Genomic DNA, 17286 nt, shown 5'->3' on the forward strand with positions numbered 1-17286 from the left:
CCGTGCGCGGCCTGCGTCACGTCGTCGCCACAGGCGCCCCCGCCGCATGGCGGCGCGCGACACTCGCGGGGCGCCCGGGCAGGCTCAGCCGCGCGTCGTTGCGCGCGCGTTCGGACACCACGCGGCCCTTGGCGATCACGCACAGCCGCTCGGCGCGCAGGCGCAGCGCCTCGACCGGGTGGCCGGCATCGAGCACGACGAGCGAGGCGGTGCAGCCGGGCGCGATGCCATAGCCCTCGAGCCCGATGATTCGGGCGTTGCCCTCGGTCACCATCTCGAAGCAGCGCGCCATCTCGGCCGGTGCCGACATCTGTGCCACATGCAGCCCCATGAAGGCGACGTCGAGCATGTCGGCGGTGCCGAGCGAATACCACGGGTCGAGCACGCAATCCTGACCCCAGCCGACCTCGATCCCCTGCGCCAGCATTTCCTTCACCCGGGTCAGGCCGCGCCGCTTCGGGAAGCTGTCGTGGCGGCCCTGCAGCATGATGTTGATCAGCGGATTGGGGATCGCCGCGATGCGCGCCTCGGCGATCAGCGGCAAAAGCTTGGACACATAGTAATTGTCCATCGAATGCATCGAGGTCAGGTGACTGCCGACGGCCCTGCCCTGCAGCCCGGTGCGGGTGACCTCATAGGCCAGGGTCTCGATGTGGCGGCTCATCGGGTCGTCGGTCTCGTCGCAATGCAGGTCGATCGGCAGCCCGCGCCCGGCCGCGATCTCGCACAGGTCGCGAACCGAGGCCGCGCCCTCGGCCATCGTGCGCTCGAAATGCGGGATGCCGCCGACCACGTCGACGCCCATGTTGAGGGCGCGGATCAGGGTCTCGCGCCCGCCCGGGGCGCGGTAGAGTCCGTCCTGCGGGAAGGCAACCAGCTGCAGGTCGAGCCAGTCCTTCACCTTTTCCCGAACGTCCAGAAGCGCCTGAACCGTACGCAGCGCGGGATCTGTGGTGTCGACATGCGAGCGGATCGCCAAAAGCCCCATCGAGGCCGCCCAGTCACAATAGGAAAGCGCGCGCTCGACCATCTCGTCGACCGTCGCCTCGGCGCGCAGCTCGCCCCAGAGCGAGATCCTCTCGAGCAACGTGCCCGAGGCGTTGATCCGCGGCGTGCCATAGCTGAGCGTGGCATCGAGGTGGAAATGCGGGTCGACGAAGGGCGGCGCCACCAGGCAGCCGGTGGCGTCGACCACCCTGCCCGCCTCGGCCTCGATCCGGCCGACGGCGGCGATGGTGCGGCCCTTGATGCCGATATCCGCCTGTCGCCCGTCGGGCAGCACGCCCCCCTTCACCAGGATGTCGAAGCTCATCTTTCCCCCTTATTGAACGGCACCATCAGCGCCGCCGGCACGCTCGCGCGGCGCGACATGACGACGAGCGCGAGGATCGACAGAAGATAGGGCGCCATCAGGAACACCTGATAGGGCAGCGTGGCGCCAAGTGCGGTCTGTTGCAACCGGATCTGGCCGGCATCGAAGGCGGCGAACAGCAGCGCGCCCAGCACCGCCTTGCCCGGCTTCCAGCCGCCGAAGACGACCAGCGCGATGCAGATCCAGCCGCGGCCGTTCACCATCTCGAAGAAGAAGGAGGAAAAGGCCGAAAGCGTCAGGAAGGCGCCGCCCACGGCCATCAGTCCCGATCCGACCGCAACCGCGCCGATGCGCAGCGCGGTGACGGAAAGGCCCTGCGCCTCGACCGCGGCCGGGTTCTCGCCCGCCGCGCGCAGGGCAAGGCCGAGCGGCGTGCGGAAAAGGACGAGTGCCGTCAGCCCCGCCACGACAAAGCCCGCATAGGTCAGCGGCGTCTGCGCAAAGAACCCCTCGCCGATCAGCGGGATCGCGGCCAGCCCCGGGATGGGCCAGGGTGCGAAGGGAGTGATCTTGGGCGGGCTCGTGACCTCGGGCAGCACGAGGCGATAGGCGAAATAGGCCGCCGCCGTCGCCAGCAGCGTGATGCCGAGACCGACGACATGCTGGCTGAGGCCGAAGGGCACGGTCAGCACGCCATGGAGCAGGCCGAAGGCCATGCCGGCGAGCATCGCGACGCCCACGCCCAGCCACAGCCCGCCGCCCAGATAGACGGTCAGCCAGCCGGCGAAGGCGCCGAAGACCATGATCCCCTCGATGCCGAGGTTCAGCACCCCGGCGCGCTCGCAGATGAGCTCGCCCATCGTCGCGAAGATCAGCGGCGAGGCGATGCGCACCAGCGCCACCCAGAAGCTTGCCGAAAGGAAGATGTCGAGAAGGTCAGTCATCGCCACACCACCCGATAGCGCACCAGCTGCATCGCCAGCACCATGTAAAGCAGCGCCGAGGCCAGCAGCAGATCGGCGATATAGCTCGGCACGCCGGCGGCGCGGCTCATCGCATCCGAGCCGACGAAGACCCCGGCGACGAAGAGCGCCGCGACCACCACGCCACCCGGATGCAGGGCGGCCAGCATCGCGACGATGACGCCGGTGTAGCCAAAGCCCGGGCTGAGATCGAGGGTCAGCGTGCCCTTGAGCCCGGCAACCTCGGAAAAGCCCGCAAGTGCCGCAAGCCCGCCCGAGATCAGCGCCGTCTTGACCAGCACGGCGCCCACCGGCACGCCGGCAAAGCGCGCGGCGGCCCGGTTCAGCCCCACCGCCCGGATCTCGTAGCCAAGCCGCATCCGCGCCTGCATCAGCCACACCAGCCCCGCCGCGATCAGCGCCAGGCCAAAGCCCCAGTGCAGCCGCAGCCCCTCGATCAGCCGCGGCAGGCGCACGGATTTCGCGACCGGCGCCGATTTCGGCCAACCCATCCCCATCGGGTCCTTCAGCACGCCCTCGAGCAGCATCGACACGACGAGCAGCAGCACGAAGTTCAGAAGGAGTGTGGTGACGACCTCGTCGACACCGAGCCGGGTCTTGAGCAGCACCGGGCCGAGCAGCACCAGCGCCCCGGCAAGCGCCGCGGCAAGCCCGATCAGCGCCATGCCCGGAAAGCCGGTCACGATCGGATGCGCGCCAAGCACCGCGGTGACCAGCGCGCCCGCATAAAGCTGCGCCTCGGCGCCGATGTTCCACAGCTTCGCGCGGAAGGCGACGGCCACGGCAAGGCCGGTGAAGATCAGGGGCGTCGCCCGGTTCAGGGTTTCGAGGGCCGCGAATTTCGAGCCGACGGCGCCCGTCACGATCAGCCCGAGCGTGGCGAGCGGATCGGCCCCGGCCGAGAGCGCCAGCAGCGAGCCGGTGACGACCGTCGCGACCAGCGCCGCGGCGGGCAGGCCGAGGCGGCGCAGCAGGCCCGGATTGGCGACGGGCTCAAGCCGCATGATCGAACCCCGCGCCCGCCATCCACTGTCCAAGCTCGGCCGCGCCCATCGTGCCGCGGGCGAAACCGGGCGACAGCCGACCTTCGGAAATCACCTGAACCACGTCCGACAAACCCATGATTTCATCCAGATCCTCGGAAATGAGCAGGACCGCCGCCCCGGCATCGCGCGCGGCGATCAGGCGGGAATGGACATAGGCCACCGCGCCGATATCAAGCCCGCGCACCGGCTGGTTCGCGAGGATGATCCTCGGCCGCGCCTCGAGCACCCGGCCAAGGATCAGTTTCTGCATGTTGCCGCCCGACAGCAGCCGGATCCGCGCCTCCGGCCCCGGGCAGCGTACGTCGTAATCGGCGATCAGCTCCTCGGTGAAGCGCCGCGCCGTGCGGTGGTCGAGAAGCCCGGCGCGGGTGAGCTGAGGATAGGTCTCGAGGATCGCGTTCTCGGTCAGGGTGAAATCGGCGATGGTGCCGGTCCGGTGCCGGTCCTCGGGGATGCGGCCGATGCCCGCGGCCAGCGCCGCGCGCGGGCTCCAGTCGGCCGTCGCCTCGTCCGACAGGATGAGCCGCCCCGAGGCCGGAACGATCAGCCCCGACAGCAGATCGGCCAGCGCCGCCTGCCCATTGCCCGACACGCCGGCAAGCCCGGTGATCTGCCCCGCGCGCAGATCGAGGCTGACCTGTTTCAGCCCCGGCCGCGCGCCCTCGTCGGGCGTCGTGACATCGTCAAGCCGCAGCAGCACCGGCCCCGGCACGCCCGCCGCCACCCGCGGCAGTGCGACCTCGGCCCCCACCATCATCGCGGCGAGCGCCGCGGGGCTGGTGTCGGCGGTCGCGACCTCGCCCACCACCTTGCAGTGGCGCAGCACCACGACCCGGTCGGCCGCCGCCATCACCTCGTGCAGCTTGTGCGAGATGAAGATCACCGACAGCCCCCGCGCCGTCGCCCGCCGCAGCGTGGCAAAGAGCGCCTCGCTCTCCTGCGGGGTCAGCACCGCCGTCGGTTCGTCAAGGATCAGCACCTGCGCCTCGCGGTAGAGCGCCTTCAGGATCTCGACGCGCTGACGCTCGCCCACCGAAAGCGCGCCGGTGCGCGCCTCGGGGTCGACCTTCAGCCCGAAATCCTGCGCGAGTGCCCGCACCCGGGCCCGCGCCGCCGCCCGGTTCAGCCGCAGCGACCACAGCGGCCGGGTGCCCAGAAGGATGTTGTCGAGCACGGAAAGATTGTCGGCCAAGGTGAAATGCTGATGCACCATGCCCACCCCCGCCGCGATCGCCGCGCGCGGGGTGCCGGGGGGCAGCACCTGCCCCATCACCTCGACCGTGCCGGCATCCGCCGTGTAATGGCCGAAGAGGATGTTCATCAGCGTGGTCTTGCCCGCGCCGTTCTCGCCGAGCAGTGCCACCACCTCGCCGCGCGCGAGGCTCAGGCTCACCGCGTCATTCGCGGTGAGCGCTCCGAAGCGCTTGGTGATGCCGTCAAGGCGCAGGACGATCTCCCGCGCCGTGCCTGTCCGGGTCACGATGCCTTGGGCTCGCTGTCGTCGACGGTCACGGTGAAGCTGCCGGCCTTGATCGCGGCCTCCTTCTCGGCCACCAGCGTCATCGCCGCGGCGGGCACCTTGCCCTCGAAGGTGCCGAGCGGCGCAAGGCTGCAGCCGCCGTGGAGCATCGTCGAATAGACGCCGTAATCGGCGGCGGCAAAGCTGCCCGCGGTCACCGCCTTCAGCGCGGCGTCGAAGGTGGGCTGGAAGTTCCACAGCGCCGAGGCGACGACGGTGTCCGGGTAATCGGCCTGTGTGTCGATGACATTGCCGATCGCCAGAACGCCCTTTTCCTTCGCCGCATCCGACACGCCGAAGCGTTCCGCATAGAGCAGGTCGGCGCCGCCCTCGATCATCGCGAAGGCAGTCTCCTTCGCCTTCGGCGGGTCGAACCACGAGCCGATGAAGCTGACCATGAAGGTCGCATCGGGGCGGGTTTCCTTCACGCCGGCCATGAAGGCGTTCATCAGCCGGTTCACCTCGGGGATCGGGAAGCCGCCGACCATGCCGATCTTGCCGGTCTTGGTCATTGCCCCGGCGATGATGCCGCTCAGATAGGAGGCGTCCTGGATGTAATTGTCGAAGACGCCGAGGTTCGGCACCTCGTCGCTCGGCGGGAAGGAGGAGCCGAGCAGGAAGGCAGTGTCGGGATAATCGGCACAGACCTCGCGCGCCTCCTGCTCGACGCCGAAGATCTCGCCGACGATCAGCTTTGCGCCGCCCTCGGCATATTCGCGCATCACCCGCGGATAGTCGGTGTTCGCGGTGTTCTCGGACCAGCTGTAGTCGATCAGCCCCGCGTCCTTCGCCGCCATCGCGGCCTTGTGGATGCGGCTGACCCATTGCTGCTCGACCGGGACGGTGTAGACGCCGGCGACCTTCACCGGCGCGGCGGCGCGCAGCCGGCCGGGCAGAACGGCCGTGGCCAGCACCGCGCCCGAGGCGGCAAGCAGGTGGCGGCGCGAAAGGGTGAGCGTCGCGGTCGTCGGTTTCATTCCTGTCCCCCATGTCTGGTGTTTGACCAGACGGTAAAGGCGGGCGGGATTCGCGCAAGCGAAGCCCGGTCCGTTCGGGGGAAGGAAGGTGGGGCGCCGGGCAGGCGCCTGTTTCCCGGGCGCGACCGCCCGGGTTTTGGGCAGGCCCTGCTCAGGCTGCCATCAGCACCCGCACCTCGTGGCGCTTGAGCGACAGCCGCGCCGCCGCCCAGTCCCCGGTTTCGACCTGTGTGCGCAGCTCGGGGAAAAGGGTGAACAGCTCGTCGCGCTGCGGCGCATCCATGCTGCCCAGCGACAGGTCGCCGGGCTGGAAGCTTTCGGTCCAGGCGCCGTTCGCCAGGATGATCTCGTGGCAGTCGAACAGCAGGTGCAGATAGCTGACCTTCTCGACCTCGAGCCGCTCGATCCCCGGCATGCCCACCATGTGCAGCGCCGCGGCCAGCACCTCGCCCTCGCCGAACAGCAGCTCGGCGCGCGGGCCGGTCAGCAGCATCCGGTGCTGCGGCGAAACGATCATGTCCGCCTCGGGCATCGAGGGGCCGAGCGCGTCGCGGCGGATGCGCACCGGCTGCAGCTGCGGGCGCAGCAGCAGCTCGACCGGGCCGAGATCGCGCCGGCCGATCCAGCGGATCGTCTGATAGCCGTTGTCGCGGGTCAGCACGCGCATCCCCTCGGTCAGCTCCTCGACCGCGACCGGGCCCTCGTTCGTCTCGATCATCGTGCCGGGGGTGAAGCAGGGCACGACCTGCACATGCTCGATGTTCGAGAAGGTGGTGGTGGTGCCGTTCGCCCAGCGGATGGTGCCGCTTTCGCCGGTGGGGTCGTTCGGGTCATAGATCACCCGGGCACGGCCGTTCAGGATCAGCGTGTCCTGGTCGGTGCCGTCCGCGTCCTCCTCGCCGTTGATGATCGCGGTGTCACCGTAATCGACCACGATCGTGTCGCTGCCGGTGCCGCCGTCATAGAGGTCGCCGCCATCGCCGCCGACGATGTAGTCATTGCCCGCGCCGCCATAGATCGTGTCTTCGCCGTCGCCGCCATAGAGCACGTCATTGCCGTCGCCGCCGTCGATGTAATCGTTGCCGGTGCCGCCATAGATCGTGTCGTTGCCGGTGCCGCCGTAAAGCGAGTCATCGCCCCCTGCGCCATCGATGTAATCGTTGCCCGCGCCGCCGTAGAAGACGTTGGTGTAGGTATCGCCGGGGGTCGTGCTTGACCCGTCATAGCCGATCAGCGTGTCGTTGTAGGCCGAGCCGTAGATGCCGTCGATGCCCGAGAGCTGATCGCCCGCCGCGTCGCCGCCCTGGCCGGTGCCGGTGGCAAGGTTGACGTTCACCCCGGCGCCGGAATCCGAGTAATCGGCATAGTCCATGCCGGAGCCGCCGGAAAGCACGTCGGCCCCTGCGCCACCGTGCAGCGTGTCGTCGCCGGTTCCGCCCTGCAGCGTGTCGTTGTCGGCGCCGCCATCGAGGCTGTCGTTGCCGTCATCGCCCGAGATCAGGTCGGCGCCCGTGCCGCCGCTGAGGGTGTCGTTGCCGTCGCCGCCCGACATGGTGTCGTTGCCGGCATCGCCCGACATCAGATCGTCGCCCGCGCCGCCCGACATCGAATCCGCGCCGTCGCCGCCCCACATCGTGTCATTGCCGTCGCCGCCCGACATGGTGTCGTTGCCGCCGTCGCCGGTCATCGAATCGTCGCCGGTGCCGCCGTCGATCGAATCCTCGCCTGCGCCGCCGATCAGCGTGTCATTGCCGGCCATGCCCGAGAGCGTGTCGTTGCCCGCCCCGCCGTCGAGCAGGTTCGCCGCCGAGTTGCCGGTGATGGCGTTGGCGCCGCTGTTGCCGATGACGTTCTCGAAATTCTTGACGACGGTGCCGAAACTGATCGTGGTGGCGCTGCCGTCGTCATTCAGCGTGATGCCGAAATTGACCGTGTCGCTGTTCGGCGCGCTGAGCGAAAGCGTGTCGTTGCCGGTGCCGCCGTCGATCGTGTCGGGCGTGCCCGAGGTGAACCAGCCGATGGTGGCGTAATCGTCGCCATCCTCGAGATAGACCGCGTCGGAGCCCGATTGCGTGTCGCCCGGCAGCCAGACGTCATTGCCTGCGCCGGCATAGATGGTGTCGTCGCCCGCGCCGCCCTCGATCGTGTCGTTGCCGTCGCCGCCATAGATCAGGTCGTTGCCGGTGCCGCCCAGAATCGAGTCGTTGTCCGCATCGCCATAGATCGTGTCGTTGCCCGCCCCGCCATCGATGACGTCATTGCCGGTGCCGCCGTGGATCAGGTCGTTGCCGTTGTTGCCGTAGATGGTGTCGTTGCCACCATTGCCGTTGATCGTATCGGCCGAGATCGACCCGTTGAGGGTGTTGTTGTTGTTGTCGCCGTTGTACGTGCCCATACTCGCCCCACGATCTCAAGACCGCGCAGAACGCGGTTTCCCGAGGGCATGATCGGGGGACGTCATGGCGCCAGCACGTCATGGGTGGGGCAATTCCGGGCTGGCTTTGTGACCGAAAGATGGCCGGGTCAGAGGCCGGGCGTCGCCACCTCGGCCAACGGCCGGACCGGGCATGCGGCACTGGCGCGCTCCTCGGCGGAGAGCTCCGCCGCGAGCGTCGCGACCGCCCCGTGGCCGAGTGCGGCCAGCGACAGCGCCGTCGGGCGGAAGCTTTCCGACCAGCAGCCATCGACATGCACCAGCTGATGGCGATCGAGCAGAAGCTGGAAATAGGTGACCTCTGTGCAGGGCGGCACCGTCACCCCGGCGAGCCCCACCAGATCGCGCGCCATCGTCAGTCGCTCGCCGCTTTCGCCCTCGCCCGGCAGACGGGTGAGAAAGCGGTGATTGGGCGAGACGGTGATCGCGCGTTCGGGCTGTTCGCCGCCAAGCGCGCCGGCCGCGATCCGCACCGGGCGCAGCAACGGGTTGAGGCCGAGCGCGCGCCAGCCGAAGCTGCGCCGGCCGATCCAGCGCAGGCTCTGCAGCCCGTTGTCGCGCGTCACCAGTCGCATGCCGGGAACCAGCTCGGCCACCGGGCACGGCCCCTCGGCGGTGGCCACGAGGCTGTCGGCGGTGAAGCAGGGGATGGCGCCGAGGAAGGTGGAGAAGGGGCCGGCGAAGATCACCTGCCCCTCGTCTGAAACCGCGGTGATCTCCCCTTCCCGGCTCTCGAAGCCGGAGAAGGAGAGCCTCACCTCGGCCGGCAGCGCGCTGCCGGCCGACACATGACCGGAGAAGGCGGAGAGACACCGCGCTAGGTCGAAAGACTCCGGATCAGGTTGCATCTCTGCTGTCCTCTTCATCCCACCGCCGGGGCCGGCGGGCTAGACCCCCTTGAATTGACGTTAACCAAGAAAAACGCCCGGCGCCATGTCAACCATGGCGTGCCGGGCGGTCTGACCGTTCAACTGTCCGTTTCGATCTGCGAAACGCCTCAGGCGCGGCGCAGCATCGCCGCCTCGTGGCGCTTCAGCGTCTTGCGCGCTGCGATATAGCCCTGGCGGCCGGTCTTTTCCCGCAGTTCCGGGAACAGCGTGAAGATCTCGGCGCGCTGCTCGCGGCCCATGCTGTCAAGGGTCTGGTCGCCGGGCTGGAAGCTCTCGGTCCAGGTGCCGTCGGCCAGCACCACCTCGTGGCGGTCGAACATGAAGTGGATGTAGCTGGTGCCCAGCGTCTCGATCGCCTTCACGCCGATGTTGTCGACGAGGTGCTTGGCCGCGACCAGGACCTCGTGTTCCTCGAAGTAGAGCGAGGTGCGCTCGTTCGCCACCAGCATGCGGTGGTTGGGCGAGACCATCATGTCCCGCTCGGGCAGGCCGCGGCCAAGCGCGCCGGCGCGGATCAGCACCGGGCGCAGGTTCGGCGAGACGGCCAGCTCGGCCGCCGAGAGGTCGCGCCGGCCGGTCCAGCGGATCTCCTGGATGCCGTTGTCGCGGGTCAGCACCTTGTCGCCCGCCCGCAGGCTCTCGACCGGCTTCTCGCCGGTGGGGGTGGCGATCATCGCGCCGGGCGTGAAGCAGGGCACGAATTTCTCGATGTCGCAGTAGTTGATGTTCGCCCAGTCGCCGGTGGTCGGATTGAAAAGCTGGATCTGGCCGTTGAAACCGGGCTGGCCGTTGTTTTCCGGGTTCTTGACGAAGTTCTTGATCTCGAAGCCCTGCTGCAGCAGCGCCGAGAAGTCGAGCGTGTCATAATCGTTGCCGCAGCTGTCGCCGTTCACCGTGGTGTTGAGCGTGCCGCCGCAGGAATCCGGGGTGGACGAGAGGTTGACGATGAACACGTCGGCATCGTCGCCGCCGTCCAGCACATCATTGTCGCCGCCGCCATAGATGGTGTCGTTGCCATCGCCGCCATAGACCTTGTCATAGCCGTCACCGGCATAGATCAGGTCGTCGCCATTGCCGCCGTAAATGGTGTCATTGCCGGCCTTGCCGACGATGGTGTCGTCGCCGTTTCCACCGGAGATGTAATCTGCGCTGTTGGTTCCGACGAGCGAGTCGTCACCATTACTTCCCGGAATCCAGGCCATGAGCATCCTCGAAATTGATCGCTGAAGGGCGGCTCACGGTGCTCACTGCTCTGGCCCGCGATGCTCGAATTAAGGAAACATTAAGGCATTTTGCGGTCGCAGAGAAGCCGCCTGGCGCTCTGAAATGCGATTATGCGTGCGATTGGTTAATTTCGCGGCATTTCGCGGCTCCAGAGGGAACAATCCACAGGCCCTCCCGCCGTCGTTTCCAAAACGCCAACAGTTCTCGCGCCTTCCTGTGGCGACCGTGGCGAATCGCCACAGGCCATATCGTCGCAAGACAGCGGCGCCCGGGTCGCCCCGGGCGCCGCCCTGCCGTTTCCGGCGCCGCTCAGCGGTGCATCAGCAGCTTTGCCTCGTGCCGCTTCAGCGTCTTGCGCGCCGCGCCATAGGCCTTGCGGCCCTCGCTGTCCTGCAGTTCGGGGAAGATCTCGTAGATCTCGGCGCGCTGCGCATTGCCCATGCCACCGAGCGTCTGGTCGCCGGGCTGGAAGCTTTCGGTCCAGGCGCCGTTCGCCAGCACCACCTCGTGGCGGTCGAACATGAAGTGGATGTAGCTCGTCCCCAGCGTCTCGACCGGCTTGATGCCGATGTTGTCGACCAGGTGCTTGGCGGCGACCAGGACCTCGTGCTCCTCGAAGTAGAGCGCGGTGCGCTCGCTCGAGACCAGCATCCGGTGGTTGGGCGAGACCATCATGTCCCGCTCGGGCAGGCCGTTGCCAAGCGCGCCCGCACGGATCAGCACCGGCTTCAGGTGGCTCGCCACCGCCAGCTCGGCCCGGTTCAGGTCGCGCCGCCCGGCCCAGCGGATCTCCTGGATGCCGTTGTCGCGGGTGATGACCTTGTCGCCGGGCTGCAGCTCCTCGACCAGCCGCTCGCCCTTCGGCGTCGCGACCAGCGTGCCGGGGGTGAAGCAGGGCACGATCTGCTCGATGTTGTGGAATTCCATCGAGCCGGTGACATTGCCGTAATCATCCAGGAACTGCACGGTGCCGTTCTCGTGGTCGGGCGTCGTGTAGAGGATGTTCAGGTGATCGCGGCCGATGGCGCTGAGGTCGAGCACATCCCAGTCGGAGTTGTCCGGGTCCTCGTTGCCGTCGACGAAGTCGTGGTTGCCGTCGTCGATCGAGCCGACGATGAAGGTGTCGCTGCCGAGACCCCCGATCAGCGTGTCGACGCCCTGCCCGCCGGTCAGCGTGTCATTGCCTGCGCCGCCGTCGAGGCTGTCCTGGCCCTGGCCGCCGGTGAGCAGGTCGTCGCCGTCCTCGCCGAAGATCCGGTCGTCGCCGTCGCCGCCATTGGCGATGTCGTTGCCGGTGCCGGCGTGGATCGTGTCCTGGCCGGTGCCGCCCTCGATGCTGTCGTCTCCGGCGCCGCCGGTGATGCTGTCATCGCCCTCGCCGCCGATCAGCGTGTCGTTGCCCTCGCCACCGTCGATGGTGTCCGAGGCCGCGCCGCCGTCGATATAGTCGTCGCCCTGCCCGCCGATCAGCGTGTCGTTGCCTTCGCCGCCCTCGATCGTGTCGTTGTCGATGCCGCCGTCGATGTAATCGTCGCCGCCGTCGCCGTAGAGCATGTCATTGTCGTCGGCGCCGTAGATCACGTCATTGCCGTCACCGCCGTGGATCGTGTCCATGCCGTTGTCGGGGCGCAGGTCGGTGGCATCGGGCACGTTCAGCGAGTCGGGATAGCCCGGTGCCAGCCCGCCATAGATCGTGTCGTTGCCGGTGCCGCCGAAGATCAGGTCCGAGCCCTCGGCGCCCACGATGACGTCGTTGCCGTCGCCGCCAAAGACGGTGTCGTCGTCGCAGCCCGCGTCGATCGAGTCATTGCCGGTGCCGCCGTCGATATAGTCGGCATCGTCGCCGGTGCTGATCGTGTCGTTGCCGCCGCCGCCATAGACGGTGTCGCGGTCGTTGTAGGGATCGGTGTCGCCCGGGAACAGGCCCGGATAGCCGCGGTCGGGGGCATAGTTCGCCAGCCCGTCGGGACCGGTGGTGATGACGTCATCGCCCTCGCCGCCGTCGACGTAGTCGTTGCCGGCCCCGCCCGAGATCACGTCGGCGTCGTTGCCGCCCTCGATCGTGTCGTTGCCCGCGCCGCCCGAGATCGTGTCCTTCCCCTCGCCGCCGATCAGGCTGTCATCGCCCGCCTCGCCGAAGATCGAGTCATTGCCGAGGTCGCCCCAGACGGTGTCATCGCCCACGCCCGCATAGACGGTGTCATTGCCCGCCCCCGCAAGCACGCGGTCGTCATTCGCCGCGTCGCCGGGCAGGATCGCGTCATTGTGGTCGATCATGTCGCCTTCGGGGTCGCCGGTATAGGCGGTGTCGATCAGGTCGTCTCCCGAGGTGCCCTCGACATAGCCGTCGCCGTGATCGACGATCACGTTCTCGATGTTGACGAAGTCGAGCGTACCGACGACGTTGCCATCGGTGTCGAGGAAGCTGACGGTGCCGTTCTCGGGGTTGGTGTTGTCATAGGCGATGCTGACCGGGCCCGCGCCGGTCAGATCGAGCACGTCATAATCGTCGCCGCCCTCGCCGCCGTCGATGTGGTCGCCCACGCCCTCCGCGGCCGAGCCGACGAGGAAGGTGTCGCGGTCGTCGCCACCCGAGAGGTGGTCCGCCCCGGCCCCGCCCGCGATCAGGTCGTTGCCGCCCTGGCCCAGAACGGTGTCATCGCCGTCGCCGCCCAGAAGCGTGTCGGCGCCCTCCTCCTCATCGGTCGCCGCGGTGGTGGTGGCGGTGATGTCGGTGATGGTGATCGCCTGATCGGTCGGGCCGCCATTGTCGTAATCGATGACGATGCGTGCGACGTTGCCCTCGATCTGCACCAGCACCGAGCCCGCCTGCGAGGCGGAGGTCAGCGAGCCGTTGTCGACGTTCTGACCGGTCACGGTATTGCCCGAGACGGTCTGGCCGCCCTCGGGGGTATAGGTCACCGGCAGCAGGTTGCCGTTCGCGTCATAGGCATAGACCGTGACGATATCGCGGTGGTAGTCCGCGCTGGTGCCCTGATCGAGATCGTTGATCCGGAACGAGACGTTCGAGATCGCGTCGCCATAGGCGGCGTCGTTCGAGGCGAAGCTCAGCGTGGTGGTCGAGGTGTTGTCGATCCCGCCCTCGCCGCCGCAGCCGTAAAGCCGCAGCCCGCCCGAGGCGGACAGCCCGTCGCCGCTTTCGACATATTGCGTGTCATTGGTGACGGTCGCCGTGGCGCCCTGATCCTGCGCCTCGAAACCGAAGGTGACGGTCACGCCGCCCATGTCGGCGGTGGCGCCGTTCGAGATGCCACAGCCCGAGCTGCCGAAATCCGACCAGTCGAGGGTCAGCGCCTCGCCCGCGCCCGACCCCGTGGTGTCGCCGCCGTCGCCCTCGATGTAATCATTGCCCGCGCCGCCCTCGATCGAGTCATTGCCCGAGCCGCCGTACAGGCTGTCATCGCCACCCGCGCCGGCGATCGTGTCGTCGCCGCCGTTGCCGTAGAAGACGTTGGTGAAGGTGTCGGCCGTCGTCGTGCCCTGCTGGTCGAAGCCCGCGAGGCTGTCGCCATAGGCCGAGCCGATCACCCCGTCGATGCCGCCGGCGATCGAGTCACCCGCCGCGTCACCGCCCGAGAGCGCGCCGGTCGCGAGGTCGACCGAGACGCCGCCGGTCGAGTCGGAATAGTCGATCAGGTCGAGGCCCTGGTTGCCCTCGAATGTGTCGTTGCCGGCCCCGCCATGGAGCGTGTCATCGCCCTTGCCGCCCGAGAGATAGTCGTCGCCCGCCCCGCCATCGAGGCTGTCGTTGCCGTCTTCGCCATAGACCTCGTCATTGCCCGCGCCGGCCAGAACCGTGTCGTTGCCGGTGCCCGCCTGCACGATGTCGTCATTGCCGGTCTCGCCGGGAAGGATCGCGTCATTGTGGTCGATCATGTCGCCGTCAGGGTCGCCGGTATAGGCGATGTCGATCAGATCGTCGCCCGTGGTGCCCGAGACGATGCCGTCCGAGGGCGGCTCGCAGACGGTGACGGTGGCGGTGGCGGTGTCATAACCGCCGTGGCCGTCCGAGATCTGATAGGTGATCGTCGCGTCGCCAGAGAAGCCCGCGGTCGGGGAGAAGGTGATCGAGCCGTCCGAGTTCACCGCAACCGTGCCGTGGCTTGCCGTCGGCGTGCCATAGACGCTGATCCGGTCGCAATCGGGATCGTAGTCGTTCGCGAGCACGTTGATCGTCACCGCGGTGTTGTAGGCGGTGCTTGCGACATCGTCGCGCGCAACCGGATCGTGATTGCAGATAATCCAGGTCATGGCAGCCTCTCCTTCGCCCGACGGACCCTGCGGCCCGGCTTTCCTTGGCGCGCAACGGCGGCGCCTGTGACACACACCGGAAGATCACAGGATCCCCCGGACGACTTCACGGCGCGGCAGCGCGTCAACGCGCTGGTTCGGGCTGCAATGGACCGCCCCGCAAAATGCGGGTGACGGCCTCGACTTTGTTTCAAAGGCGTTTCGGGGTTATTCCCTGCCCCGAACTTTGGCAGCACCACTCACGAACCAGTGCGCATCGGCAGATGCCGCACCGCGATTTGACCGCCCCCACGGTCCGTTGCCCCCCAATCGGGCAGGGCTGTGATAGCCTCGGCCCTGCCCCCGGGAAAAGGAAAAACTTGCCACATTCCTGCCAGATTTCGGGCCCGGTTCTGCCGCGGTTCGGTCAGTGAGGGCCGACAGCGCCGTCCGCGGGGCGAGATTGTTTCCGTTTTCACCTCGTGGGGCGCTGGCTCTGATCCCCGGGGCTCGCGGTTTTACTAGTCATTAGCCAATGCTATGGAGGCCGGCCCGGGGGCGGTCGTCCGGCACGGAGGCCAATCTCGTTCACGGTTAAGAAACAGTGAACAACACCCTCTGTTTCGCAGGCGGGATCAATCTCGCCGCCATGCGGCAACAATCCGCGCAGATCGATTGTGCACAAATCATCTCCAAACATGAAAAGGGGCAGGATTTGTCGCCCTGCCCCTCCGGCTCACGCCGAATCACGTTTTGGTCATCCTGCCGTACCCGTCGCCCTGCCCCGGCGCTGTCCGGGGCGACCGCCGGCGGCTGGCTCAGGCGCGGCCGAGCTTCTCGAGACGGGCGGCGCGCAGCCGGGCGAAGTCGTCGCCGGCGTGATAGCTCGAACGGGTCAGCGGCGTTGCCGAGACCATCAGGAAGCCCTTGCCATAGGCGGCGCGCTCGTATTCCTTGAACTCGTCGGGCGTCACGAAACGGTCGACGGCGTGGTGCTTCGGCGTCGGCTGCAGATATTGGCCGATGGTCAGGAAGTCGATGTCGGCGGCGCGCATGTCGTCCATCACCTGCTTGACCTCCATCGCGCTCTCGCCCAGCCCGACCATGATCCCCGATTTGGTGAACATCGCGGGGTCGAGCTCCTTCACCCGCTGCAGCAGGCGCAGCGAGTGGAAGTAGCGCGCGCCGGGGCGCACCTCGGGATAGAGGCCGGGCACCGTCTCGAGATTGTGGTTGAACACGTCGGGACGCGCCTCGACCACCTTTTCCAGCGCCTCGGGGCGGCATTTCAGGAAGTCGGGGGTCAGGATCTCGATCGTGGTGTCGGGTGCGCGGTGACGCACGGCGCGGATCGTCTGGGCGAAATGCTCGGCGCCGCCATCCTCGAGATCGTCGCGGTCGACCGAGGTGATGACGACATGCTTCAGGCCCAGCGTCTGCACCGCATGGGCGACGCGGCCGGGTTCGAACACATCAAGCGCATCGGGCCGGCCGGTCGCGACGTTGCAGAAGGAACAGCCGCGGGTGCAGACCTCGCCCATGATCATCATCGTGGCGTGGCCCTGGCTCCAGCATTCGCCGACATTCGGACAGCCCGCCTCTTCGCAGACGGTGACCAGCTTGTTCGACTTCAGGATCTCGCGCGTGTCCTTGTAGCCCTGCGAGGTCGGCGCCTTGACCCGGATCCAGTCCGGCTTCTTCGGTTGCGCATGATCGGGGCGATGCGCCTTCTCGGGGTGACGCTGGCCGGGAAGTTTCAGGTCGCGCATCGCGGGGATATCCTTTCCGATCGGGGTTGCCCTCCACATAAGGCGAAAGCGGCCGCAATGCAATTTCCGCGCGCGTCAGTCCCCTCCCCCCCTTGCGCCCGTTTTTCCGGCGCCCCCGCCGCGGCGCCGCATTTTTCGCTGCAAGTGCAAGGTCAGCCATTGTGACGGGACTGGCCTTGGCTTAGAACGATTCCAGAAATTTCCAGACAGGAGAGTCCCATGCAGGCTGGTGCCAAGCTTCCCGAAGTCACCTTCCACACCCGTGTCCGCGACGAGAGCGTCGGCGGCCCGAACCCGTTCCGCTGGGAGGACAAGACCACCGCCGATTACTTCGCGGGCAAGCGCGTCGTGCTGTTCGCGCTGCCGGGCGCCTTCACCCCCACCTGCTCGACCTACCAGCTGCCGGGCTACGAGAAGGGCTTCGGCGATTTCGCCGCCGAGGGGATCGACGCGATCTATTGCCTCTCGGTCAACGACAGCTTCGTGATGAACCAGTGGGCCAAGGCCCAGGGGCTCGAGAACGTCACCGTGATCCCGGACGGCTCGGGCGAGTTCACCCGCCGCGTCGGCATGCTGGTGCGCAAGGACAACCTGGGCTTCGGTCTGCGCTCGTGGCGCTATGCGGCCGTGGTGAACAACGGCGTGGTCGAGGCCTGGTTCGAGGAACCCGGCCTGATGGACAACTGCCCCGAGGACCCCTACGGCGTCTCCTCGCCGGAAACCGTTCTGGGCTGGCTGCGCGAGGCCAACAAGGAACAGGCGGCCTGAGCCGTCACCGCTGTCGCGCCCCCGGGAAAGGGCGCGAACGGGAAGGGTCGGAGGGAAACCTCCGGCCCTTTTTCTTTCGGGCACCAAGAAAAAAGGAGGGGGCGCCGCCCCCT

11 protein-coding genes are annotated in these 17286 nt (G+C 67.7%); 1 reads left to right on the forward strand and 10 read right to left on the reverse strand.

Annotated elements, in window-relative coordinates:
• Nucleotides 1–16 precede the first annotated feature (16 nt).
• The 10 genes from AC0QTQ_RS09815 to lipA form a co-directional block, all read right to left on the reverse strand.
• Complete coding sequence (locus tag AC0QTQ_RS09815) at nucleotides 17–1312, reverse strand: amidohydrolase family protein (RefSeq protein ID WP_480256415.1); 1296 nt, start codon at nucleotides 1310–1312, stop codon at nucleotides 17–19.
• Complete coding sequence (locus tag AC0QTQ_RS09820) at nucleotides 1309–2256, reverse strand: ABC transporter permease (RefSeq protein ID WP_480256416.1); 948 nt, start codon at nucleotides 2254–2256, stop codon at nucleotides 1309–1311. The genes AC0QTQ_RS09815 and AC0QTQ_RS09820 overlap by 4 nt, the downstream gene beginning before the upstream one ends.
• Complete coding sequence (locus AC0QTQ_RS09825; RefSeq protein WP_480256417.1) at nucleotides 2253–3299, reverse strand: ABC transporter permease; 1047 nt, start codon at nucleotides 3297–3299, stop codon at nucleotides 2253–2255. The genes AC0QTQ_RS09820 and AC0QTQ_RS09825 overlap by 4 nt, the downstream gene beginning before the upstream one ends.
• A complete protein-coding gene (locus AC0QTQ_RS09830; protein WP_480256418.1) occupies nucleotides 3289–4821 on the reverse strand; it encodes an ABC transporter ATP-binding protein in 1533 nt (510 codons plus the stop codon). The genes AC0QTQ_RS09825 and AC0QTQ_RS09830 overlap by 11 nt, the downstream gene beginning before the upstream one ends.
• The gene (locus tag AC0QTQ_RS09835) at nucleotides 4818–5837 is read right to left on the reverse strand and encodes a BMP family protein (RefSeq protein WP_480256419.1); all 1020 of its coding nucleotides are present in this window, start codon (nucleotides 5835–5837) and stop codon (nucleotides 4818–4820) included. The genes AC0QTQ_RS09830 and AC0QTQ_RS09835 overlap by 4 nt, the downstream gene beginning before the upstream one ends.
• A gap of 151 nt (nucleotides 5838–5988) precedes the next feature.
• Nucleotides 5989–8232, reverse strand: coding sequence for a Hint domain-containing protein (locus AC0QTQ_RS09840; RefSeq protein ID WP_480256420.1), 2244 nt, complete (start codon nucleotides 8230–8232; stop codon nucleotides 5989–5991).
• 128 nt (nucleotides 8233–8360) lie between these two features.
• Complete coding sequence (locus AC0QTQ_RS09845; protein WP_480256421.1) at nucleotides 8361–9119, reverse strand: Hint domain-containing protein; 759 nt, start codon at nucleotides 9117–9119, stop codon at nucleotides 8361–8363.
• 149 nt (nucleotides 9120–9268) lie between these two features.
• Nucleotides 9269–10363 carry a Hint domain-containing protein gene (locus AC0QTQ_RS09850; RefSeq protein WP_480256422.1) on the reverse strand — a complete coding sequence of 365 codons (1095 nt, stop codon included), beginning with the start codon at nucleotides 10361–10363 and terminating at the stop codon, nucleotides 9269–9271.
• Nucleotides 10364–10694: 331 nt separating this feature from the next.
• The gene (locus AC0QTQ_RS09855; protein ID WP_480256423.1) at nucleotides 10695–14657 is read right to left on the reverse strand and encodes a Hint domain-containing protein; all 3963 of its coding nucleotides are present in this window, start codon (nucleotides 14655–14657) and stop codon (nucleotides 10695–10697) included.
• Between the two features lie 797 nt (nucleotides 14658–15454).
• Nucleotides 15455–16405 carry a lipoyl synthase gene (gene lipA / locus AC0QTQ_RS09860; RefSeq protein WP_121532408.1) on the reverse strand — a complete coding sequence of 317 codons (951 nt, stop codon included), beginning with the start codon at nucleotides 16403–16405 and terminating at the stop codon, nucleotides 15455–15457.
• A 219-nt stretch (nucleotides 16406–16624) separates the two neighbouring features.
• Here lipA and AC0QTQ_RS09865 point away from each other — a divergent pair, with 219 nt between their 5' ends.
• Nucleotides 16625–17173: a peroxiredoxin gene (locus AC0QTQ_RS09865; protein ID WP_121532410.1), complete on the forward strand. Its 549-nt coding sequence runs from the start codon at nucleotides 16625–16627 to the stop codon at nucleotides 17171–17173.
• Nucleotides 17174–17286: the final 113 nt, after the last annotated feature.

Source organism: Paenirhodobacter sp. YD-8 (assembly GCF_056590935.1).